General features: G+C 68.1%; 21 protein-coding genes. 15 read left to right on the top strand and 6 right to left on the bottom strand.

All coding sequences use genetic code 11. From position 1 onward, the window contains the following. The first annotated feature begins 1 nt into the window (after position 1). The 9 genes from GOPIP_RS25420 to GOPIP_RS25380 all read left to right on the top strand — a co-directional run bounded on the left by GOPIP_RS25420 (position 2) and on the right by GOPIP_RS25380 (position 7,187). Complete coding sequence (locus GOPIP_RS25420; RefSeq protein ID WP_006372730.1) at positions 2–973, top strand: thioesterase family protein; 972 nt, start codon at positions 2–4, stop codon at positions 971–973. Continuing rightward, complete coding sequence (gene proC, locus GOPIP_RS25415) at positions 970–1,809, top strand: pyrroline-5-carboxylate reductase (RefSeq protein WP_006372729.1); 840 nt, start codon at positions 970–972, stop codon at positions 1,807–1,809. The genes GOPIP_RS25420 and proC overlap by 4 nt, the downstream gene beginning before the upstream one ends. Positions 1,810–2,020: 211 nt before the next feature. Continuing rightward, the gene (locus tag GOPIP_RS25410) at positions 2,021–2,254 is read left to right on the top strand and encodes a helix-turn-helix domain-containing protein (RefSeq protein WP_006372728.1); all 234 of its coding nucleotides are present in this window, start codon (positions 2,021–2,023) and stop codon (positions 2,252–2,254) included. Positions 2,255–2,480: 226 nt separating this feature from the next. Beyond that, on the top strand, positions 2,481–2,582 hold the full coding sequence (locus GOPIP_RS28515; RefSeq protein WP_003402602.1) for a 30S ribosomal protein bS22: 102 nt from the start codon (positions 2,481–2,483) through the stop codon (positions 2,580–2,582). A 178-nt stretch (positions 2,583–2,760) separates the two neighbouring features. After that, positions 2,761–3,813: an NAD-dependent epimerase/dehydratase family protein gene (locus GOPIP_RS25400; RefSeq protein WP_006372726.1), complete on the top strand. Its 1,053-nt coding sequence runs from the start codon at positions 2,761–2,763 to the stop codon at positions 3,811–3,813. 247 nt (positions 3,814–4,060) lie between these two features. Next, positions 4,061–5,215, top strand: a complete 1,155-nt coding sequence (locus GOPIP_RS25395; protein ID WP_014359011.1) for a lysophospholipid acyltransferase family protein — start codon at positions 4,061–4,063, stop codon at positions 5,213–5,215. A 55-nt stretch (positions 5,216–5,270) separates the two neighbouring features. After that, positions 5,271–5,726, top strand: coding sequence for a hypothetical protein (locus GOPIP_RS25390; RefSeq protein ID WP_006372724.1), 456 nt, complete (start codon positions 5,271–5,273; stop codon positions 5,724–5,726). A gap of 1 nt (position 5,727) precedes the next feature. Then, positions 5,728–6,024, top strand: coding sequence for a hypothetical protein (locus tag GOPIP_RS25385; protein WP_006372723.1), 297 nt, complete (start codon positions 5,728–5,730; stop codon positions 6,022–6,024). Then, entirely contained in the window at positions 6,024–7,187 is a 1,164-nt protein-coding gene (locus GOPIP_RS25380; RefSeq protein ID WP_006372722.1) for a zinc-binding dehydrogenase, read from the top strand. Before GOPIP_RS25385 ends, GOPIP_RS25380 begins: the two co-directional genes overlap by 1 nt. A gap of 52 nt (positions 7,188–7,239) precedes the next feature. Here GOPIP_RS25380 and GOPIP_RS25375 read toward each other — a convergent pair whose 3' ends face one another. Continuing rightward, positions 7,240–8,373 carry an HAD family hydrolase gene (locus GOPIP_RS25375; RefSeq protein WP_035728847.1) on the bottom strand — a complete coding sequence of 378 codons (1,134 nt, stop codon included), beginning with the start codon at positions 8,371–8,373 and terminating at the stop codon, positions 7,240–7,242. A 166-nt stretch (positions 8,374–8,539) separates the two neighbouring features. Between GOPIP_RS25375 and GOPIP_RS25370 the strand changes: the two genes are divergently transcribed. The 6 genes from GOPIP_RS25370 (at position 8,540) to hemB (ending at position 14,763) form a co-directional block, all read left to right on the top strand. Beyond that, positions 8,540–8,791, top strand: a complete 252-nt coding sequence (locus GOPIP_RS25370) for a glutaredoxin family protein (RefSeq protein WP_006372720.1) — start codon at positions 8,540–8,542, stop codon at positions 8,789–8,791. Between the two features lie 127 nt (positions 8,792–8,918). Further along, entirely contained in the window at positions 8,919–9,617 is a 699-nt protein-coding gene (locus tag GOPIP_RS25365; protein ID WP_006372719.1) for a redox-sensing transcriptional repressor Rex, read from the top strand. A 22-nt stretch (positions 9,618–9,639) separates the two neighbouring features. Further along, complete coding sequence (locus tag GOPIP_RS25360) at positions 9,640–11,022, top strand: glutamyl-tRNA reductase (RefSeq protein ID WP_020172274.1); 1,383 nt, start codon at positions 9,640–9,642, stop codon at positions 11,020–11,022. Continuing rightward, the gene (hemC, locus tag GOPIP_RS25355; RefSeq protein WP_006372717.1) at positions 11,019–11,966 is read left to right on the top strand and encodes a hydroxymethylbilane synthase; all 948 of its coding nucleotides are present in this window, start codon (positions 11,019–11,021) and stop codon (positions 11,964–11,966) included. The genes GOPIP_RS25360 and hemC overlap by 4 nt, the downstream gene beginning before the upstream one ends. A 54-nt stretch (positions 11,967–12,020) precedes the next feature. Further along, a complete protein-coding gene (locus GOPIP_RS25350) occupies positions 12,021–13,775 on the top strand; it encodes a bifunctional uroporphyrinogen-III C-methyltransferase/uroporphyrinogen-III synthase (RefSeq protein ID WP_006372716.1) in 1,755 nt (584 codons plus the stop codon). A gap of 10 nt (positions 13,776–13,785) precedes the next feature. Further along, positions 13,786–14,763 carry a porphobilinogen synthase gene (gene hemB / locus GOPIP_RS25345; RefSeq protein WP_006372715.1) on the top strand — a complete coding sequence of 326 codons (978 nt, stop codon included), beginning with the start codon at positions 13,786–13,788 and terminating at the stop codon, positions 14,761–14,763. A gap of 58 nt (positions 14,764–14,821) precedes the next feature. Here the strand turns inward: hemB and GOPIP_RS25340 are convergent, their stop codons facing one another. From GOPIP_RS25340 to GOPIP_RS25320, 5 genes are read right to left on the bottom strand one after another with little or no spacing between them, the layout of a single operon-like run. Continuing rightward, the gene (locus GOPIP_RS25340) at positions 14,822–15,580 is read right to left on the bottom strand and encodes an HpcH/HpaI aldolase family protein (RefSeq protein ID WP_006372714.1); all 759 of its coding nucleotides are present in this window, start codon (positions 15,578–15,580) and stop codon (positions 14,822–14,824) included. Beyond that, positions 15,577–16,368, bottom strand: a complete 792-nt coding sequence (locus GOPIP_RS25335; RefSeq protein ID WP_006372713.1) for an SDR family NAD(P)-dependent oxidoreductase — start codon at positions 16,366–16,368, stop codon at positions 15,577–15,579. Before GOPIP_RS25335 ends, GOPIP_RS25340 begins: the two co-directional genes overlap by 4 nt. Next, a complete protein-coding gene (gene hisD, locus GOPIP_RS25330) occupies positions 16,365–17,684 on the bottom strand; it encodes a histidinol dehydrogenase (RefSeq protein ID WP_006372712.1) in 1,320 nt (439 codons plus the stop codon). Before hisD ends, GOPIP_RS25335 begins: the two co-directional genes overlap by 4 nt. After that, positions 17,684–18,388 (bottom strand): alpha/beta fold hydrolase, encoded by a 705-nt coding sequence (locus tag GOPIP_RS25325; RefSeq protein ID WP_035728845.1) that lies wholly within the window; start codon positions 18,386–18,388, stop codon positions 17,684–17,686. Before GOPIP_RS25325 ends, hisD begins: the two co-directional genes overlap by 1 nt. Continuing rightward, positions 18,385–19,518, bottom strand: coding sequence for a cupin domain-containing protein (locus GOPIP_RS25320; protein ID WP_006372710.1), 1,134 nt, complete (start codon positions 19,516–19,518; stop codon positions 18,385–18,387). The genes GOPIP_RS25325 and GOPIP_RS25320 overlap by 4 nt, the downstream gene beginning before the upstream one ends. Positions 19,519–19,796 lie beyond the last annotated feature (278 nt).

The raw sequence follows: 19,796 nt of genomic DNA, 5'->3' as shown, positions 1-19,796 counted from the left end.
CATGAGCCCGAAGCTGACCGAACTGCTGGACCTCACCGTGACGGGCGGTCCGGTCGCGGCGCCGACGGCCCCGGCGGAACAACAACCGTCGATCACCTACGCCACCTCGATCGATCCGGCGTTCACCATCGGCCCCAAGGTGCACGGCGGCACCATGCAGATGATCATCGCGCGGGCGGCCTCGCGCGCGTTCGACGATCTCGCTCCCAGCAGCCCGGACACCGCGCTGCATGCGGCCGACCTCGTGCCGGTCGCGATCGCCAGCGACTATCTCGCCGCGCCCGATCCGGCGCCGGTGGAGGTCACCGCGACCGTCCGCAAACGCGGCCGCACCGTGACCCTGCTGCACGTCGATCTCGCCCAGAACGGCCTGACCATGGTGTCGTCGTCGGTGACGCTGGCCCGCCCGGACACCGGTCCCTCGCGGCATTCGTCGCCCCACGTGCTCGACGACGTCGCCCCGACACCGGCCGCCGACGCCCTCCGCATCGCGGACTCGCCGATGGCCGACGTCATCCATCTCGGGGCGGCCCTCGACACCGCTCTCGACACGCACAGTTTCCCGGCGGCACGCGGGCAGACCGGCGATCCGGTGGTGCGCGGCTGGTGCCGCCCCAAGGGTGCCGAACCCGACGCGGACTTCGCGGTACTGGTGTGCGACATCTCGCCGCCGGTCGTGATGAACCTCGCGGTGTTCGGATGGGCGCCGACCGTGCAGCTGACCACCTACATCCGTCGCGAGCCCGCCCCGGGTTGGCTGCGTTTCGCCGCGACGAGTCTGGAGGTGGGCCCCGGGATGTTCGAGGAGGACCACCTCGTGGTGGACTCGATGGGTGCGGTCGTGGCCCAGTCACGTCAGCTCGCGCTGATCCCGGCCGGGCGAGTGCCGAAGAGTTCTGACACAGAAGACCCGACCCGCCAGAAGACCCGACCCAGCAGACCCGTGAACGAGAAAGGCGTACCCCACCAGTGACCGAGCGCATCGCGATCGTCGGCGGCGGCAAGATCGGCGAGGCCTTGCTCGCCGGACTGATCGCCGCCGGCAAACAGGCAAAGAACCTCGTCGTCGTCGAACGTGTCCCGGCGCGGGCCACCGAGATCGCCGACGAGTACGGGGTCCTCGTCACCGACGACGTCACCACCGCGGTCAGTTCGGCGCAGTTCGTCTTCCTGGCGGTGAAACCCGACGACGTCGAGGGTGTGCTGCGCAAACTCGCCACCGCCGACGACGACGCCGAGTCCGAACGCGTGACGGTGACCCTCGCCGCGGGCATTCCGCTGGCCCGCTACGAGAAGATGTTGCAGGCGGGTTCGCCGGTCGTGCGCGTCATGCCCAACACCCCGATGCTGGTCAACGAGGCCATGTCGGCGGTCGCGGCCGGACGCCACGTCGACGACGAGCAACTGCGGGCGGTCGTCGAGCTCCTCGAGTCGGTGGGCCGCGTCGCGGTGGTACCCGAGAAGCAGATGGATGCGGTCACCGCGATCTCCGGGTCCGGGCCCGCCTACGTCTTCCTGGTGGCCGAGGCGATGATCGATTCCGCGGTCTCTCTGGGCCTGACCCGTGCACAGGCCACCACCCTGGTGGTGCAGACCATCCGTGGCGCCGGCGTACTGCTCAGCGACTCCGGACTCTCCCCGGTCGATCTCCGTGCGGCGGTCACCTCGCCGGGCGGAACCACCGCCGCAGCCGTGCGCACCCTGGAGACCCAAGGGCTGCGTGGGGCGTTCTACGAGGCGACCGAAGCCGCCGCCGACGCCAGTGCACGCGCTGGACGTCGAGCTGACGTTGAGGGTTCACAACCCTGACACGCCGACCCGTTGGTCCCACGATTAGTGGTTGTTACTCGAGAAACCCCAGTATGTTGTGGTTGAGTACGGCAAAACGGTAATTTCCTGGCCACTCACGTCGCTTTTTTCACATCAGCCACGCTAAGCTCCTTTAAGCACGTGCGTGTCTGGTGTCCGCCGGAGGGGAAGCCGGCGGCCGCGACGCGTGCTCCGGAGGTATGAGAATTTCATGGCACCTGCAGAGACTCCAGGAGACAGGTCGGCATCGGTCGGCAACGCGGCTTCCGGGTCGCAGTTCCTGACCGTCGCCGAGGTCGCATCGCTGATGCGGGTCTCGAAGATGACCGTCTACCGCCTGGTCCACAACGGTGAGCTGCCTGCCGTACGCGTGGGCCGGTCGTTCCGTGTGCACGCCAAGGCCGTGCACGACTACCTGGAGACGTCCTACTTCGACGCGGGCTAGACCCTCGGGCGTGCGGCCCGCTCAACGCCGCGATGGTCGGACTCCGGTGATTTCGGTTTGACGGGGTCCGGCCGGTAAGGTGGGACTTCGGCTACGCCGCACCGGCTCGCCCGTCCGCGTCGGATATCCGTCGGGATTCACCACGACGGCGGTCACGACGCACGGCGACCGTCCCGCAGCACTTGCGGGCTCGATGAACATTGCACGTGAAGTGAGGAAGCACCCCATGGGTTCAGTGATCAAGAAGCGCCGCAAGCGCATGTCGAAGAAGAAGCACCGCAAGCTGCTGCGTCGTACCCGGGTGCAGCGTCGCAAGCTCGGTAAGTGAGCTGATCGCCGGGCCCTCTCGAGGGCTTCGGCGCCGCAACATCCGGCGTGGCCCGGCCACGCACCACAAGAACCCGCCGTCGTGCGGGTTCTTGTCGTTGCGCGACCAGGGTGCCGGCATCGTGCCCGGTGACCTGCTCGCCCGGTGGAGCGGCGCACTCTCGGGTTAGCCTGATGCCATGACCGACGCGACCGATTCGACGCCGCGGACCGTTCTGGTCACCGGCGCCTCGACCTTTCTCGGGGGCTATCTGGTGGCCCGGCTCGCCGCCAACCCCGACATTCGCCGGGTGATCGCCGTCGATTCGCGCGTGCCGCGCAAGGATCTGATGCGACGGATGGGCCGCGCGGAGTTCCTGCGGCTCGATATCCGCAGGCCGGCGATCGCCAAGGCCATCGCCAACTACGACGTCGACACCGTCGTCCATGCCGCGACGTCGATCATGGACACCGCGCCGCACTCGGCCGCGATCAAGGAGTTCAACGTCGTCGGCGCCATGCAGGTGTGCGCGGCGTGCCAGCGCAGCCCGTCGGTCAAGCGTGTGATCCTGCGGTCCACGGCGATGGTCTACGGCGCGAGTGCGAGCGATCCGTCGCACTTCTCCGAGGAGATCCCCGCCAAGCGTGAACCCACCCGCAGCTACGGCCGCGATCTGCTCGACGTCGAGGGATACTTCCGCGGACTCGGGCGCAGGCGCCAGGACATCGAGGTCACCATCATGCGGCTGCAGGCGATGCTGGGGCCGCGGATCAACACCCGGATCAGTTCGTATCTCTCGTTGCCGGTGGTGCCGACGGTCTTCGGGTTCCAGCCGCGGTTGCAGTTCCTGCACGAGGAGGATGCGCTCGCGGCGATGGAACACGCGACCTTGGCGAGCCGGCCGGGCACGTTCAACGTCGCCGGCGACGGCGTGGTCACCCTGACGCAGGCGGTGCGGCGCACCGGGCACCTCGAACTGCCCGTGCCCGGGCGTCTGCTCGCGCCGATCACCGGGGTGCTGCAGGACCTCCGGTCGGCCAAACTCCGTAGCTCACAAACCGAGTTCCTCACCTACGGCCGGGTGCTCGACACCACCCGGATGCGATCGGAACTGGGATTTGCACCGCGCTACACGACCTTGGAGACCCTCGACGACTACATCGCGCGCAGCGGGGTCACCCCGGTCATCAGCGCCGACCGCTGGCGCGGACTCGAACGCAGCGTCGTGCGGACCGCCCTGCAGTTGCGCTGACGCCCGGGTCGGGTTCGCGGCGTACGTGATGGATGTGACGCCGAAAGTCCCGTGTGACAAGCGATGTCCCGGTTCCTTGCGACCCCACCGCGTATGGCATGCAACCCCTCTGCAACCCGAGTACCATGGGTGGTCAGCAGTTCGTCCGGTGTCGAACACGCCGCCCATGGTAGGGCTATCGTTGACGCGTAGACAGTGAAGACAATTTCCGATTGGCACATCGACATCAGGGTTGTGGGGTGAGAGCGTGGCGGGTGGTCCGGTACCTGATACGCGCACCGCGAAGGTCATCCAGCTCTACGCGAGCTCGGCACCCTCGTCCGACCGACAGTCCGGCCTCGACGCCGGCAAGGGCCGTCATCCCAGCCAGCAACCGGGTCCGGTCCGTCCGACCGAGTCGCCCCGTCATGAGCCGCTGGGCCATCCCAACACCGACGGGTTCGGTCGGGAGCCCGCGTCGGTGACACCCATCAGTGACGAGATCACCGTCGACGACAGTCTCGGCGTCGAGCACGGGCGCGTGCGGCCCTCGCCGCTGTTCAGTCTCGGCGGCATCCGCAACGCCGTCGCCGATTCCCTCACCGCCACAGCGGGTTTCATCCGAGAGCGGATGACCGGGGATTATGAGGTCGACGATTTCGGTTTCGATCCGCACTTCACCGAGTCGGTGTGGTTCCCCGCGATCCGGCAGGTCTACGAGAAGTGGTTCCGGGTCGAGGTCACCGGGGTGGAGAACCTGCCCGTCGACGGCGGGGCGTTGCTCGTGGCCAACCACGCCGGGTCGATCCCGATCGACGCGATCATGACCTCGCTGGCCGTCCGCGACAATCATCCGACCGGCCGTTATCTGCGAATCCTGGCCGCCGACATGGCATTCGATTCGCCGGGCGTCAGTGAGGTGGCACGCCGGATCGGCGCCACCCTGGCATGCACCGCCGACGCCGACCGCCTGCTGCGCCAGGGCGAGCTCACCGCGGTGTGGCCGGAGGGGTACAAGGGCATCGGCAAGCTCTACAAGGATCGCTACAAGTTGCAGCGGTTCGGTCGTGGCGGTTTCGTCACCACCGCGCTGCGCAATGCCGCCCCGATCGTCCCGGTGTCGATCGTCGGCTCCGAGGAGATCTACCCGATGATCAGCGACCTCAAGCCGCTCGCACGGGTGCTCGGGTTGCCCTATGTGCCGATCACACCGACCTTTCCGTGGCTCGGCCCGCTGGGCTTGATCCCGCTTCCGTCCAAGTGGCACATCCATTTCGGTCGACCCATCGAGACCGACAGCTACGACGCCTCCTCCGCCGACGACCCGATGGTGGTCTTCGACCTCACCGACCACGTCCGCGAGGAGATCCAACAGACGCTGTTCCGTATGCTCTCGCGGCGCGGCAGCGTCTACTTCGGCTGACGCGGTCCCTCGAAGCCCACATCCGGGCGTATGCGGGCCGGTATAGATTGGGCGCATGTCCTTCGATGCGGAACTGGGTCCGCTCAACTACGTCGTCATCACCTTCGAATCGCTTCCGCTTCCGGCCTCCGGATTCACCTCCCTCGCCGATCTCGCCGACGCCGGACGCATCCGAATCCTCGACGTGGAGTTCGTCCGGCGCGCCGCCGACGGTGCGGTCGCGGTGATCGATGCCGCCGAGGCCGGAATGCCCGACTTTGCCGGTGCCACAACCGGACTCATCGACGCCGACGACGTCGCGACCGCGGCGCAGACCCTGCGACCCGGTGGCGTGGGCGTGGTCGTGGTCTACGAGGACCTGTCCATCGTCGAGCCGGTGCGCCGGTGGGAAGCCGACGGCGGGATCGTCGTCGCCGAGGGTCCCATCGTCGTCGACGAACTCCTCGATGCACTCGACGCCACCGATGCACTCGACGCCACCGAATCGCTCGAGCCCACCGAAGGGAAATGACATGAGTTTGCTCAGGACCGCCGGCCGGGCGGCCGTCGCCAGCTCGGTACACGGCCGCGTGCAGCGCCGCCAGCAGCAGCGTTGGGCTGCCCAGGGAGCCGCAGCTCCGGCCGCGCCGGTACCGGCCGCACCGGCACCCGCACCGGCCGCACCGGCACCCGCACCGGCCGCACCGGCGCCCGCGGAACCGGCCGGCGACGCGCGGTCGGAACTCATGGTGTCGCTGACCGCACTGCGCAACGCCGGGGTCGTCACCGACGCCGAGTTCGCCGCGATCTCCGGAAGGATCTTCGCCTGATGCGCGCCGTCGTCTGTCACCAGGGGCAATTGAGTGTGCAGGATGTGAGTGCGCCCGAACCGGGCGTGGGGGAGGTGTTGCTGCGGGTCCGCCGGGCCGGCATCTGCGGGTCGGATCTCCACGCTCGCTTGCACGGCGACGAGACCGCCGACGTCGCCGCCGCCGTCGGTTACGACGCATTCATGCGGTCCGAGCAGTCGGTGATCATGGGCCACGAGTTCGTCGGCGAGGTCGTCGCCTACGGACCCAAATGCCGCAAGAAGTGGGAGCCGGGTACCGCCGTGGTCTCGTTGCCGATGGTGCGCCACGGCTCTGATCCGCATCTGACGGGCCTGTCCGAACACGCCCCCGGTGCGTACGCCGACTTCGTCATCGTGTCCGAGGACATGACGATGGAGGTCCCCGACAATGTCTCCCTCGACGAGGCGGCCCTGACCGAACCGATGGCCGTCGCCTATCACGCGGTGCGCCGCGGTGAGGTCGGTCGCCGTGACGTCGCGGTTGTGATCGGTTGCGGCCCCATCGGTTTGGCCGTTATCTTGATGCTCAAGGCCACCGGGGTGCGGACCGTCATCGCCAGCGACCTGTCGGCGGGCCGGCGTGATCTCGCGCGACAGGTCGGTGCCGACGTCGTCGTCGACCCGACCGTGGACTCGCCGTGGGACGCCGTCGTCGACAAGGGTCGGTACATGTCGCGGGCGTCGGATCTTTTCGGTGCCGCCTTCGACGGGATGCGCACCCTGCGCCGAATCCCGGTGGTGCCGTGGGCCTCGGTCTTTCATCTCGCCGACAAACTCGGGGCCACCCCGAAGGGACCGGTCGTCTTCGAATGTGTCGGTGTGCCCGGCATGATCGAGCACGTGATGACCGGCGCGCCGCTGCGCTCGCGGATCGTGGTGGTCGGGGTCTGCATGGAATCCGACGCCATCCGCCCGGCGATGGGCATCAACAAGGAACTCGAGCTAAGGTTCGTCTTCGGTTACGACCCGGCCGAGTTCCACGACACGTTGCAGATGATCGCCGGCGGCGACGTCGACGTCACCCCGCTCGTCACCGCGACCATCGGATTGGACGGTGTCGCAGCGGCTTTCGATGCCCTCGGCTCGGCCGAACACCATGCGAAGGTGCTCATCGACCCGGCCAGCGAGGTCGTCACACTCTGACCGCGGGATCGGTGGGCCGGTGGTCGGTCGGTGGGCGCGGGGCCGGGCGAGATCAGCGCCGTCGCCACAGCCGGGTGGCCGCGGCCACCCCACCGCCCGCCGCGCCGAGAGCCAACGCCGTTCCGGCGCCGTACTTCGCGGCCTTGCGGGCGGTGCGGAAGTCGTACATCTCCCAGCCGCGGACCTTGGCGACGTCACGCAGATCGGCATCGGGATTGATGGCGACCGCGGTGCCGACCAGCGAGAGCATCGGGACATCGTTGTGTGAGTCGGAGTAGGCGGTGCACCGTTTGAGATTCAGGCCCTCGCGAATGGCCAACGCGCGCACCGCATGCGCCTTGCCGGGTCCGTGCAGGATGTCGCCGACGAGGCGTCCGGTGAACACCCCGTTGTGGCTCTCGGCGACGGTACCGAGCGCGCCGGTCAGTCCGAGTCGGGTGGCGATGGTCTGGGCGAGTTCGACGGGGGTGGCCGTCACCAGCCACACCTGTTGGCCGGCGTCGAGGTGGCGTTGTGCCAAAGCCTTTGTGCCGGGCCAGATCTTGTCGGCGATGTACTCGTCGTAGATTTCCTCGCCGAGTTCGACGAGTTCGGAGGTGGGGCGCCCGGCGATGAAGCTCAACGCCTTCTCGCGCCCCTCGGCGACGTCGTTGGCGTTCTCCTTGCCGGTGATCCGGAATTTCGCCTGGGTCCAGGCGAAATCGAGGATGTCGCTGTAGGAGAAGTACTTTCGGGCCGCCAGACCGCGTGCGAAATGCACGATGGAGGCGCCCTGTACCAGCGTGTTGTCCACGTCGAAGAATGCGGCCGCGGTGAGATCGCGGGGTGCCTCCGGGCTGCCGTCGGCCGGTGGGCGTGCGCGCAATGAGTCCACGGCGGCCTTCGCGCTGGCCTCGCCGGCGAGTGACTGCCGCAACTCCTGTGCGGTCTGCCGGAAGCGCCCGCCGGCCGCGCTGGCGCGTTCGGTGAGCCACGCGGTGACCCGATGGCTCTCGTCGTCGGCGTCGTGGTCGTCGGGGTCATCGCCGTGATCGTCGTCCTCGGAGTGCACGCCACCGTCGACGAGGTCGGCGTGGGCTTCCCAATCGTCGCCGGAGGGCTCCGCAGGATTTCCCCCGGTACCGGGTACCTCGGCCGGGTTCGTGTCACCGGTTGAATTCGTGTCACCGTCAGAGGTCACACCCACAGTTCACACCTCCGCGACGGCCCGTACGGGCGGTTGGGGCTCGACGGGTACAGCCTAGCGGGGGGTCGAAGTGACCAGACGGCAGACTGGTCCTCATCGACCTCGTCGGGTCGACGAGATGAGGCCGGTCGCCCCTGCGCGGGGCCGGTGTCGAGAGGAGCCCATCATGACGGTCACCCTGCTCAGCCGCGACGGGTGTGCGGCGTGTGCGCGCGCCGCCGACGAACTGGCGCGGATCTGTGCGGAGGAGGGCGTCGATCTCGAGGTCGTCGACGTCGATGCCGCCGCGGCGGACGGCGATGTCGGGTTGCGCGCGGAGTTCGGCGATCGACTGCCGGTGATCCTGCTCGACGGAGAGGAACACGGCTACTGGGAGGTCGACGAGGCCCGGCTGCGTGCCGATCTCGCCCGGCGCTGATCGTGGCCCGGGCGCGGAGATCGGCGGGGTCGTGCCCGGCCGCGACGTGACCCGGGTATACGCTGATCGGCATCGACGCGGGCGACGACGGCCGCCTGCCCGGGTGTGTGGGAGTGGGTGTGCGGCAGTGAGCGTCAGTTCGGAGTCCGGCGACATTCCCGACCCCACCGTCGCCCGTCTCGCGAGTTATCTCTACGTCCTGCGGTCCTTTTCCCGGCGCGGCGTTCTCGTCGCCTCCAGTGGCCAGCTGGCCACCGCTGCGGGCGTGAATCCGGCGATCCTGCGCAAGGATCTGTCGTATGTCGGGGCCAATGGCGTGCGTGGCGTCGGATACGACGTCGGCAAGCTCACCGCCCGCATCTCCATCGCGCTGCACACCGACACCATCGCCACCGTGGTCCTCGCCGGCGCAGGCCGTCTCGGGCGCGCGCTGCTCGCCCACACCGGTGTCGGACGCGGCTTCGTCGTCGCCGCACTGTTCGACGACGACCCCGACACCATCGGACGGCGACTGACCCCCGACACGCCGGTGGTGGCCGCGCTCGACGACATCGAGACCGTGTGCGCCGATCCGTCGCTCGGATCGGTCGACATCGGCGTGGTCGCCACCGCCGATGAGCACGCACAACGCGTCGCCGACGCGTTCGCCGCGGTCGGCGTGCGGCAGCTTCTCAATGTGACGCCGGTCGGGCTCGTCGTCGACTCCGATGTCGTCGTCCGGCAGGTTGATCTAGCCTTGGAATTGCAGGTATTGGCCTTCACGGCGTCGCGCGGCCCGCTCGGTGCCCGCAACGCCGATCAGTTGCGCGCAGTGGCGGACCGGTAGGGGATATGAAAACGGTGACGGCGTGAGTGTCTTGTTGTTCGGTGTTTCGCATCGGAGCGCACCCGTTGAGGTGCTCGAGCGGATCGCGGTCTCCGACCACGACCGGCCCAAACTGGTCGACGAACTGCTCGGTTCGCTGGCCATCTCCGAGGCGATGCTCGTCTCCACCTGCAACCGCGTCGAGATCTACGCCGTCGTCGACGCCTTCCACCCCGCGCTCGAGGCCGTCGGCAAGGTCATCGGCGACCACTCGGGCATGAGCGTCAACGACCTCACCCGCCACGCCTACGTCCGCTATTCCGAGGCCGCCGTCGAGCACCTGTTCACCGTCGCGGCCGGCCTCGACTCGCTCGTCGTCGGCGAACAGCAGATCCTCGGGCAGATTCGTAACGCCTACCTCGACGCCGACGCCAACCGCAGCACCGGCCGCGTGCTGCACGAACTGGCCCAGCAGGCGCTGCGGGTGGGCAAGCGCGTGCACACCGAAACCGGTATCGACCGGGCCGGTGCGTCGGTGGTGTCGGTGGCCCTGCACCGTGCCCAGTCGTTGCTCAACAGCCCCATGACCTCGGCGGTCGTCGTCGGCGCCGGGGCGATGGGCGGACTCGCGACCGCGCAACTCGCCCGCGAGGGCGTCACCCACCTGACCGTGGTGAACCGCACCGTGGCCAATGCCGAGCACCTGGCCGGCAATGTCACCGCCAACCACGGCATCGAGGTGGACGGCGTCGGCTTCGACGATCTGCCCGCGGTGATGGCCGACGCCGATGTCGTCGTCGCCTGTACCGGTTCGGTCGGCTCGGTGATCGGGGTCGGTGACGTGCATTCGGCGCTCGCCGCGCGCGGAGCCGACGCCGACAACCCGCTGGTCATCTGCGATCTGGGACTGCCGCGCAATGTCGATCCGGCCGCCGCGCGTCTGCCCGGCGTGCACGTCGTCGACATCGCCGGGCTCCGCGGGCACGCCGAGGCCAAGGCCGCCGAGGACGACACCCTCGCCGCCCGCTCGATCGTTGCGGGCGAACTCGCCGACTACCTCACCGCACAGCGTCAGGCCGAGGTCACCCCGACCGTTGCGGCGCTGCGGCAGCGGGCCGCCGACGTGGTGGAGGCCGAGATCCTGCGTCTGGAGACCAAACTCCCCGGGCTCGACGATCCGCAGCGCGACGAGGTCGCCAAGGCGGTGCGCCGGGTCGTCGACAAGCTGCTGCACGCGCCGACGGTGCGGGTCAAGCAACTCGCCTCGACGCCCGGTGGCGATCACTACGCCGAGGCGCTGCGTGAGCTGTTCGAGCTCAAACCGGGCTCGGCCGAGGCCGTCAGTGCTCCCGAGACCGGGCTGGGCCAGGCCGGGAGTGCACGTCACACCGGTCTCGATTCCACCCCCGATCAGGGAGAACGTTGAGCGATACGCAGAACCGGGCCGTCATCCGCGTCGGCACCCGGGGGTCGTTGCTGGCCCGCACCCAGACCCAGACCATCATCGACGCCCTCATCGCAGCCGGCCACCCGGCCGAATCGGTGATCATCAAGACCGCGGGCGACGCATCGGCGGCCCCGGTCGCCGAGATCGGCGTCGGCGTGTTCACCACCGCGCTGCGCAACGCCCTGCACGACGGGCGGATCGACGTCGCCGTGCACTCCTACAAGGATCTGCCCACCGCTCCAGATCCGGGGCTGGTCATCGCGGCCGTCCCGCCCCGCGAGGATCCGCGAGATGCCCTGGTCAGCAAGGGTGGACAGGTGCTCGGGGAGCTGCCGCCGGGATCCACGATCGGTACCTCGGCCCCGCGGCGGGCGGCACAGCTTAAAGCATTGGGTCTCGGTTTGGAAATCCGCCCCCTACGAGGCAACCTTGATTCTCGGTTGGGCAAAGTCGCCAGCGGCGAACTCGATGCGGTCGTCGTCGCGCGTGCCGGACTCGTTCGAATCGGAAGGGCCGATGAGGTCACCGAGGCGTTCGACCCGGTGGTCCTGTTGCCGGCACCGGCGCAGGGGGCGCTGGCCGTCGAGTGTCGCTCCGACGATGCCCAACTGGTGAGAACTCTCGCCGAGTTGGACGACGAGTCCACCCGTGCGTCGGTCGACGCCGAACGCGCGGTGCTCGCGGCGCTGGAAGCCGGGTGCACCGCTCCGGTCGGGGCGATCGCCGAGGTGGTCGAGTCGCTCGATGACGACGGGCGCATCTTCGTCGAACTGTCGCTACGGGCGGCGGTGGCGGCCGAGGACGGATCCGATGTGATCCGCGCTTCGGTGGTGGGTCCGGTGGATCGTGCCGACCAACTGGGTAGGGATCTCGCGGCCGAACTGCTGGAACTGGGAGCGGGCGAGCTCGTCGACTCTTCCTAGTTCCGGTGAGGAACACACAGCTCTCAGCGGATGAGGGCAGGAGAGTGCGAACGCATGAGCCGTACGACCAAGAAGGCCAATCCGGGGCGGATCTTTTTCGTGGGATCGGGCCCCGGGGACCCAGACCTGCTGACCGTCCGGGCGCGGAGCGTCATCACCTCCGCGACCACTGCCTACGTCGACCCCGACGTACCGGCCACGGTGGTCGCCATGATCGGTGCCGCGCACCGCGAGGAGCCCGCCGACGACCGGCGTAAACCGGCGAAGCAGACCGCAGAGAAAGCGGGCGCAGAGAAGTCGGGCGCAGAGAAGTCGGGCGCAGAGAAGTCGGGGTCCGACGTGGCCGCCGACGGCGCCGCGACCGAGGCCAAGCCCGCCGACTCCGAGTCGGCCGCCGACCAGCGCGTCGAGGCCGACCACGCCGATACCGATGCCGATCAGGTGGTTCGCCCGGCGCTCGGCGATCCCGGTGAGGTCGCCAAGACCCTCGTCGCGGCCGCCAAGGCCGGTGACGACGTGGTGCGCGTGGTCTCCGGGGACCCACTGACCACCGACTCGGTGCTCACCGAGGTCCATGCCGTGGCGCGCACCTCGGTCACCTTCGAGGTGTTGCCGGGCCTGCCCGCGGCTTCGGTGGTGCCCAGCTACGCCGGTATGCCGCTCGGCTCCAGTCACACCGTGGCCGACGTCCGCGCCGAGGGCGTCGACTGGGCGGCGCTGGCCGCGTCACCGGGACCGCTGGTGCTGCACGCGACGTCGGGGCACCTGGCCGAGACCGCAAGTGCACTGACCGAGCACGGGCTGGCCCCGCAGACACCGGTCGCGATCACCATCAACGGCACCACCTGCGCGCAGCGGACCATCGAGGCCACGCTGGCCACGCTCAACGAGCAGGGCAACGCGCTGACCGGTCCGTTGATCCTCACCGTGGGCAAGGTCGTCAGCCAGCGCGGCAAGCTCTCCTGGTGGGAGTCGCGCGCGCTCTACGGCTGGACGGTTCTGGTGCCGCGCACCAAGGATCAGGCCGCCGACATGAGTGAGCGCCTCGTCGGGCACGGCGCGATCCCGAAGGAAGTACCGACCATCGCGGTCGAGCCGCCGCGCAGTCCGGCTCAGATGGAAAGGGCCGTCAAGGGTTTGGTGGACGGACGCTACCAGTGGGTGGTGTTCACCTCCACCAACGCGGTGCGCGCGGTCTGGGAGAAGTTCGCCGAGTTCGGACTGGATGCGCGAGCGTTCTCCGGGGTCAAGATCGCCTGTGTCGGAGAGGCCACGGCCGAGCGGGTGCGGGCCTTCGGGATCAATCCCGAGCTCGTGCCGTCGGGGGAGCAGTCCTCACTCGGTCTACTCGAGGACTTCCCGCCGTATGACGACGTGTTCGATCCGGTGGACCGAATCCTGTTGCCGCGGGCCGATATCGCCACCGAGACCCTCTCGGAGGGACTGCGTGAGCGTGGCTGGGAGATCGACGACGTCACCGCCTATCGCACGGTGCGTGCGGCCCCGCCGCCCGCCGAGACCCGCGAGATGATCAAGACCGGCGGTTTCGATGCGGTCTGCTTCACCTCGAGCTCGACGGTCCGCAATCTCGTCGGTATCGCCGGAAAGCCGCACGCGCGCACCATCGTTGCGTGCATCGGTCCCAAGACCGCGGAAACGGCAACGGAATTCGGGCTTCGCGTCGACGTGCAGCCGGAGAACGCGTCCATTCCGGACCTCGTGGATGCACTCGCCGAGCACGCCGCCCGACTGCGGGCCGAGGGGGCGTTGCCCCCGCCGCGCAAGAAGTCGCGGCGGTCGCGGTCCTAGGAGGGTGACGATGGCCCCGGTGATCCGTCCCCGCCGACTGCGCACCAGTGCCGCGATGCGTCGTCTCGTCGCCGAGACCACGCTCGCGCCAAGCGATCTCGTGCTGCCGATGTTCGTCGCCGTCGGCATTGACGCCCCGCGTGAGATCACGTCCATGCCGGGCGTGGTCCAACACACCCTCGACTCGCTGCGCAAGGCGGCCGACGAGGCGGTGCGCGCCGGCGTCGGTGGGTTGATGCTGTTCGGGGTGCCCGCGGCCGGTGACAAGGATGCCGTGGGTTCGGGTGCCGACGACCCCGACGGTGTGCTCAACCGCGCGCTGTCGGAGCTGCGGTCGGATCTCGGTGATCGCACCGTGCTGATGGCCGACACGTGTCTCGACGAGTTCACCGACCACGGCCACTGCGGCGTCCTGGACGAGTCGGGTCGGGTCGACAACGACGCCACGCTCGAGCGGTACGTGTCGATGTCGTTGGCGCAGGCCCGATCCGGTGCTCATCTGCTCGGGCCGAGCGGGATGATGGACGGTCAGGTCGCGGCCATCCGTGAGGCGCTCGACGCGGAGGGCTTCACCGACACCGGCATTCTCGCCTACGCCGCCAAGTACGCGTCGGCGTTCTACGGGCCGTTCCGTGAGGCGGTGGGGTCGTCACTGCAGGGTGATCGGCGAACCTATCAGCAGGACGGTGCCAACCGGATCGAGGCGTTGCGCGAGGTGCGACTCGACCTCGACGAGGGCGCCGACATCGTCATGGTGAAGCCGGCGATGAGCTACCTCGACATCGTCCGCGACGTCGCCGAGATATCCGACGTTCCCGTTGCCGCCTACCAGATCTCGGGTGAGTATTCGATGATCACCGCCGCCGCCGAACGCGGCTGGATCGACCGCGATGCCGCGATTCTGGAGTCGCTCACCTCGATCCGACGTGCGGGCGCCAAGATCATCCTGACCTATTGGGCCGCGGAGGTTGCCGCGCGGTTGGGTTGAGCGCGCTCTCCGGTCCTGCCGTGAGTACGCCACGGCAGGACCTGCGGTTCACCCGTGGTTACCGGTCGCGCGGTGCGACGAGGTCGCCGAGTAGAGCCATCAGTGCGTGCGTCAGATTCACCACCACCATGCTTGCGCCTGCTTCCAGTGACGTCCGTACCTGCTCGGCACCGCCGACGATGTCCATCCGCAGACGACCTGCGTCGGCAACCGACCGATGGATCCGGTCGAGTTCAGCGGCGAGCGCCGGATCAGCGCTGGATTCGAGGCCCATCGAGATCGCGAGATCCGCGGGCCCGCAGAGCACACCGTCGATTCCTGCCACCGCCAGGATCTCCGGGGCGCTCGCGCAGCCCGCACGGGATTCGATCATCACGATCGTCAACGTCGTGTCGGCGTCGGCGTGCAGATGCTCGCCTGCGCTGACCGTGCCGAATCGCCCGGCCCGACCGTAGGTGGCGAATCCACGATCACCGACCGGTGGATACCGGGTGGCGGTGACCACCGCGCGCGCGTGCTCCGCCGTGTCGACGTGCGGCACCACCACTCCGGAAGCCCCCAGATCGAGGACGCGTTGGATGAGTGCGGTCTCGTGCTGACCCACCCGGACCAGCACATCGACCCCGTGCACCTGCGCCGCGGTGATGTGGGCTCGCAGCTGTACCTGGTCGGCGGGACCGTGTTCACAATCGATGAGGATGTAATCCATCCCGGCGACAGCAGCCATCTCGACGAGTTCCTCCGAAGGCATGCGGGTGAGCACACCGACGACCTGCTCACCTGCCTGCAGACGACTCTTGAGTGTCGGCCGGCTCATCGGGCCACCATCCCTGCCGACAAATCGATGTCGGCGCCACACAGCCCCGACATCGTGAGCATCGCAATCACCGAAGCGGCGACCTCGTCTTCGGTCACCATGCGCCCCAACGCGGCTCGCGAGACGAAGTTTGCCTGCGCCTCGGCGTAACTCATGCCGGTGCGCTCCGCTTCCCTCGAGAAGTTCCGGTGCATGCGCGGGCCGTCGACGGGACCCGGGGACAGTGAGTTGACGCGGACACCGTAGGGCCCCACCTCCGTGGCCAATGTGCTCGTCAGTCCGATGACCGCCATCTTCGACGCACAGTAGGGGGTGCGTCCGGTCAGGGGTCGCTTCCCCGACACGGATGCGAGATTGATGACGTCCCCATGAGCCCTGGCGATCATCCCCGGCAGGAATTCACGGCACACGAGGTAGGTGCCGCGCACATTCACCGCGAACACCTCGTCCCAGTCGTCGACGGCGACGTCGACGAGATCGGCGACGGGTCCTGCGACGCCGGCGTTGTTGATCAGGATCGACACTTCGGTGTCGGCGAGCTCGGCACCGAGCCGGCTGACCTGCAGTGGATCGGAGACATCGCAGGTCGTGGTGCGCCGGATCAGCGGATGGCGCGTGGTGACCGCATCGAGTGCAGCCGGGTCCCGTCCGGTCACGACGACCTGCGCCCCGTAGGCGGCGAGGGCGCATGCGATGGCCGCCCCGAGGCCGCTCCCGCCGCCGGTGACCAATGCGGTCCGGCCGGCCACCGCGGTCTGCGCCGGCCGATTCTCGGAGGCGACCGTCATCGGGTCGCCGCGCTCAGGGCGTTCGACCAGGGCAGTTCCACGCCGGTGTACTTGGCGGCGCGGACGTCGCCCGAACGAGCATGGCCCTCGAACAGCTCGACGCGCGCCGCGCGCCCGCAGACCTCACCGAGGTGCGCACTCGAGTCGGTGTTGCGCACCTCTGAGTACGTGACGGTCTTGAGGTACTTACCCACCCACAGGCCGCCGGTGTAGCGGGCAGCACCGCGCGTGGGCAGTACGTGATTCGTGCCGATGACTTTGTCGCCGTAAGAGACACACGTCCCCTCGCCGAGGAACAACCCGCCGTAGTTGCGCATGGTTGTCAGGGCCTCGCGCGGTTCGGCGGTGAGTACTTCGACGTGCTCGCTCGCGCGGGCGTCGGCAACGGTGTACGCCTCCGCGAGATCGTCGACGATGATGACCTCGCCGTGGTTGCGCCAGGCGGGCTCGGCGAAGTCCTTGGTGGGCATGTCGACCAATAGCTTGTCGATGTGGTCGACGACCCGGGCACCGAGGTCTGCCGACGTGGTGACGAGTACCGCGGGCGAATCCGGCCCGTGCTCGGCCTGCGACAGCAGATCGACCGCCACGACAAAGGGGTCGGCGGTCTCGTCGGCGATGACGAGGATCTCGGTGGGACCGGCGAACAGGTCGATGCCGATCTCGCCGAACAGCTGGCGCTTTGCCTCGGCCACATAGGCATTGCCCGGTCCGGCGATCAGATCGACCCGCTCGATCGTCTCGGTTCCGGCGGCCAGGGCCCCGACCGCCTGAACTCCACCGAGAAGGTAGATCTCGTCCGCGCCCGCGAGGTGCATCGCTGCTACGGTCGCGGCTGGGATCTCACCACGGATCGGAGGGGTGCATGCGGCGACGCTGGGCACCCCGGCGACCTTGGCGGTGACGATGGTCATGTGCGCCGACGCAGTAAGCGGGTACCGACCGCCGGGAACGTAGGCGCCGACGCGGCCGATGGGGATATGTCGTTGCCCGAGAAACACTCCCGGCAGTGTCTCCATCTCGAACTCGGACATCGACTCGAGCTGCCGCTGGGCAAAGCCGCGGACCTGCGACTGCACGAAACGGATGTCCTCGATCACCTGATCGGGCACCGTGGCGACGATGCGGTCGATGTCGGCGGGCGAGAGCAGAAAGTTCTCCGGGGTCCAGTGATCGAAGGTTGCCGACCATTCACGAACGGCGGCGTCGCCGCGATCACGGATGTCGTCGAGGATCGCGGTGACGCGGCTGCTCACCTCGGTGCGGTCCGCTCGCGGGTTGGGCTGGGCTGTCGGGGATTTCACTATGGTAGGCATCAGATCTCCTGTAGTTCTGGGGAATCGGTGAGGTGACTGCGGATGAGTTGTGCCAGTCGGTCGGGGCGGTCCCAGGTGCACAGATGTCCGGCATCGACGGACGCCAGCCGGGCGCCGGGGATGGCATCGGCGATCCGCTGGTGATACCGCGGAGGGCAGAGCACGTCGTGGGAGGCAGAGATCACCAGGGTGGGACGGTGCACCCTCGTCAGATGTGCGAGTGCGTCGGATCGAGTCGACTGGGCGGCCAGTTGCGCGCGGAACGTTGTCGGTCCGACCCGACGTGCCATCTCGACGAACCGCTCGACCTGTGCACGGCTCGGACGGGCGTCGGCGAACATGGTGGGCGCGATGTCCTCGCGCACGATTGTCTCGAAATCACCTGCGACGGTGCGAGCGGCGTGCGAGCGCCACGCGGACAGTTGGTGGGGTGTCGGTGCGGAGGCGTTGGTGGAGATGGCGCAGAATCCGATGACTCGGTGTGGGGCTCGCCGGAGTATCTCGAATCCGACGATCGCACCGAGGCTCAGCCCAGCGAGGACGAAGGTATTCGGTGCGGTGTCGAGAACCTCGTCTGCCATGCCGGCGATCGTTGGGCGGGTCAGTGGTGGGAGGGAGTGCGCTCCGAGGGCCGGGGCGATGTCGATCCACGTCTCTTCGTCGCACAGCATGCCGGGGATGAGGATGACGGGGGGACCGGTCATGGGGAGGGCACCAGATCTGCCGGAGCCACATACCCATTGGGATCGATGGCCAGTCCCGCGTCCCCGGCGGCCTTGACGACCTCGTCGTCCCACTCGATGCGGACGCGGCCGTCGCCGCTGGTCACCATCAGCAACATGCCGGTGTCCGCACCGACGCTGCGGATCTCCCGAAACGCATTGGGCGGCACCGAGAGCATGTCCCACTCGGCGAGACGAACCGATCGGGTGTCCGGTCCGCGATTGACGGTGACCTCCCATTCGCCGCTGTACACCATCAGGACCGTGCTCTGCGAGTGCCGATGCATCGAGATGCCCTGCCCGCGAACAGCTCTGAGCCATGAAACCGAATGACCGTGAGGATGGACTATTCGCGGAAGCTGATTGCGGTCCTCGGTCATGCCGAATCCGATCACCGATCCCAGTTCGGCGCTGCCACCCGGCAGAGCCGAGTCCAGGAATGCCCGGTTCGACCAGGTGATGTTTTCGGGCGTGGCGATCCGAGCGGCCATCTGATCCACCGAATACTTTGGCAGGGAATCGATCTGGTGCGGGGTCAGCGGGGTGACGAGTTCACTGTCGTCGGGGAGCGGATCGCCTGCGACGGTGTCGACGAGGCGGCCGTCCGCGGTGAGATACAGGCCATGGCCCTTGGCCTCCTCGAGAACCGAGGGGCCCCAGATGATCCCACCGGTGCGGTCCATGCCGAGGACGGTGAACAGAATGCCGTCGTCGGGGCCGATGTTGGTGAAACCCCGGAAGATCCACGTGGGAATCGACGCGATCTGACCTTCGCGGAGGACGAGCTCGCCCTCCGAGCCATCAGCGCCCCATCTCAGGAGGTACTCCCCCCGGAAGCACAGGAAGACCTCGGCGGTGAAGTGCAGGTGCAGATTGTTGGTAACCCCCCGGGGCATGGCGGCCGCGCCGATCTGGAATCCGTGCGGCTCGGTCAGATTCACCACCTGGCCGGCATTCTGGCTCACGCCGCGCCCGATCATCGAGTAGTTGCGCTTCTGGTCGGAGCCGGGAGTGCGGCAGTCGATGAATGCCTGGTTGCAGGAGACGAAATCGGTGCGCAGGATCGTGCGCCGACGCAGCTCCTCGTCACTGACGACGAGTTCGGTGGACATGGTGTGGCTCCCATTCGATCGTGATCGGTTGTGCCCGGAGGTGGACGGAGGCGTCTTGTCGAGCCGGGGGTGAGATTACTCGGCAAGCGATGATTTATACGTATGCATTGTTGCGCTGAGATGGTGCCTGCGTCAACCCCCAAGCCCGGAATCGGTGCGGGGGCGGCCCAAAGAAACTGATGTGCACGAGTTTTGGCTTCGGTCGGAGAAGGGACGGGTCGTAGGCCTGTTGTCGCCGAAGGTGTGGGTAGGCTTGCACCGCATAAGCAATTCATTCG

The organism is Gordonia polyisoprenivorans NBRC 16320 = JCM 10675, from assembly GCF_000241325.1.
In the GTDB taxonomy this organism is placed as follows: Bacteria; Actinomycetota; Actinomycetes; order Mycobacteriales; family Mycobacteriaceae; genus Gordonia; species Gordonia polyisoprenivorans.
The sequence above is the reverse complement of the archived record's forward strand: the minus strand, read 5'-3'. Positions and strand labels throughout refer to the sequence as shown.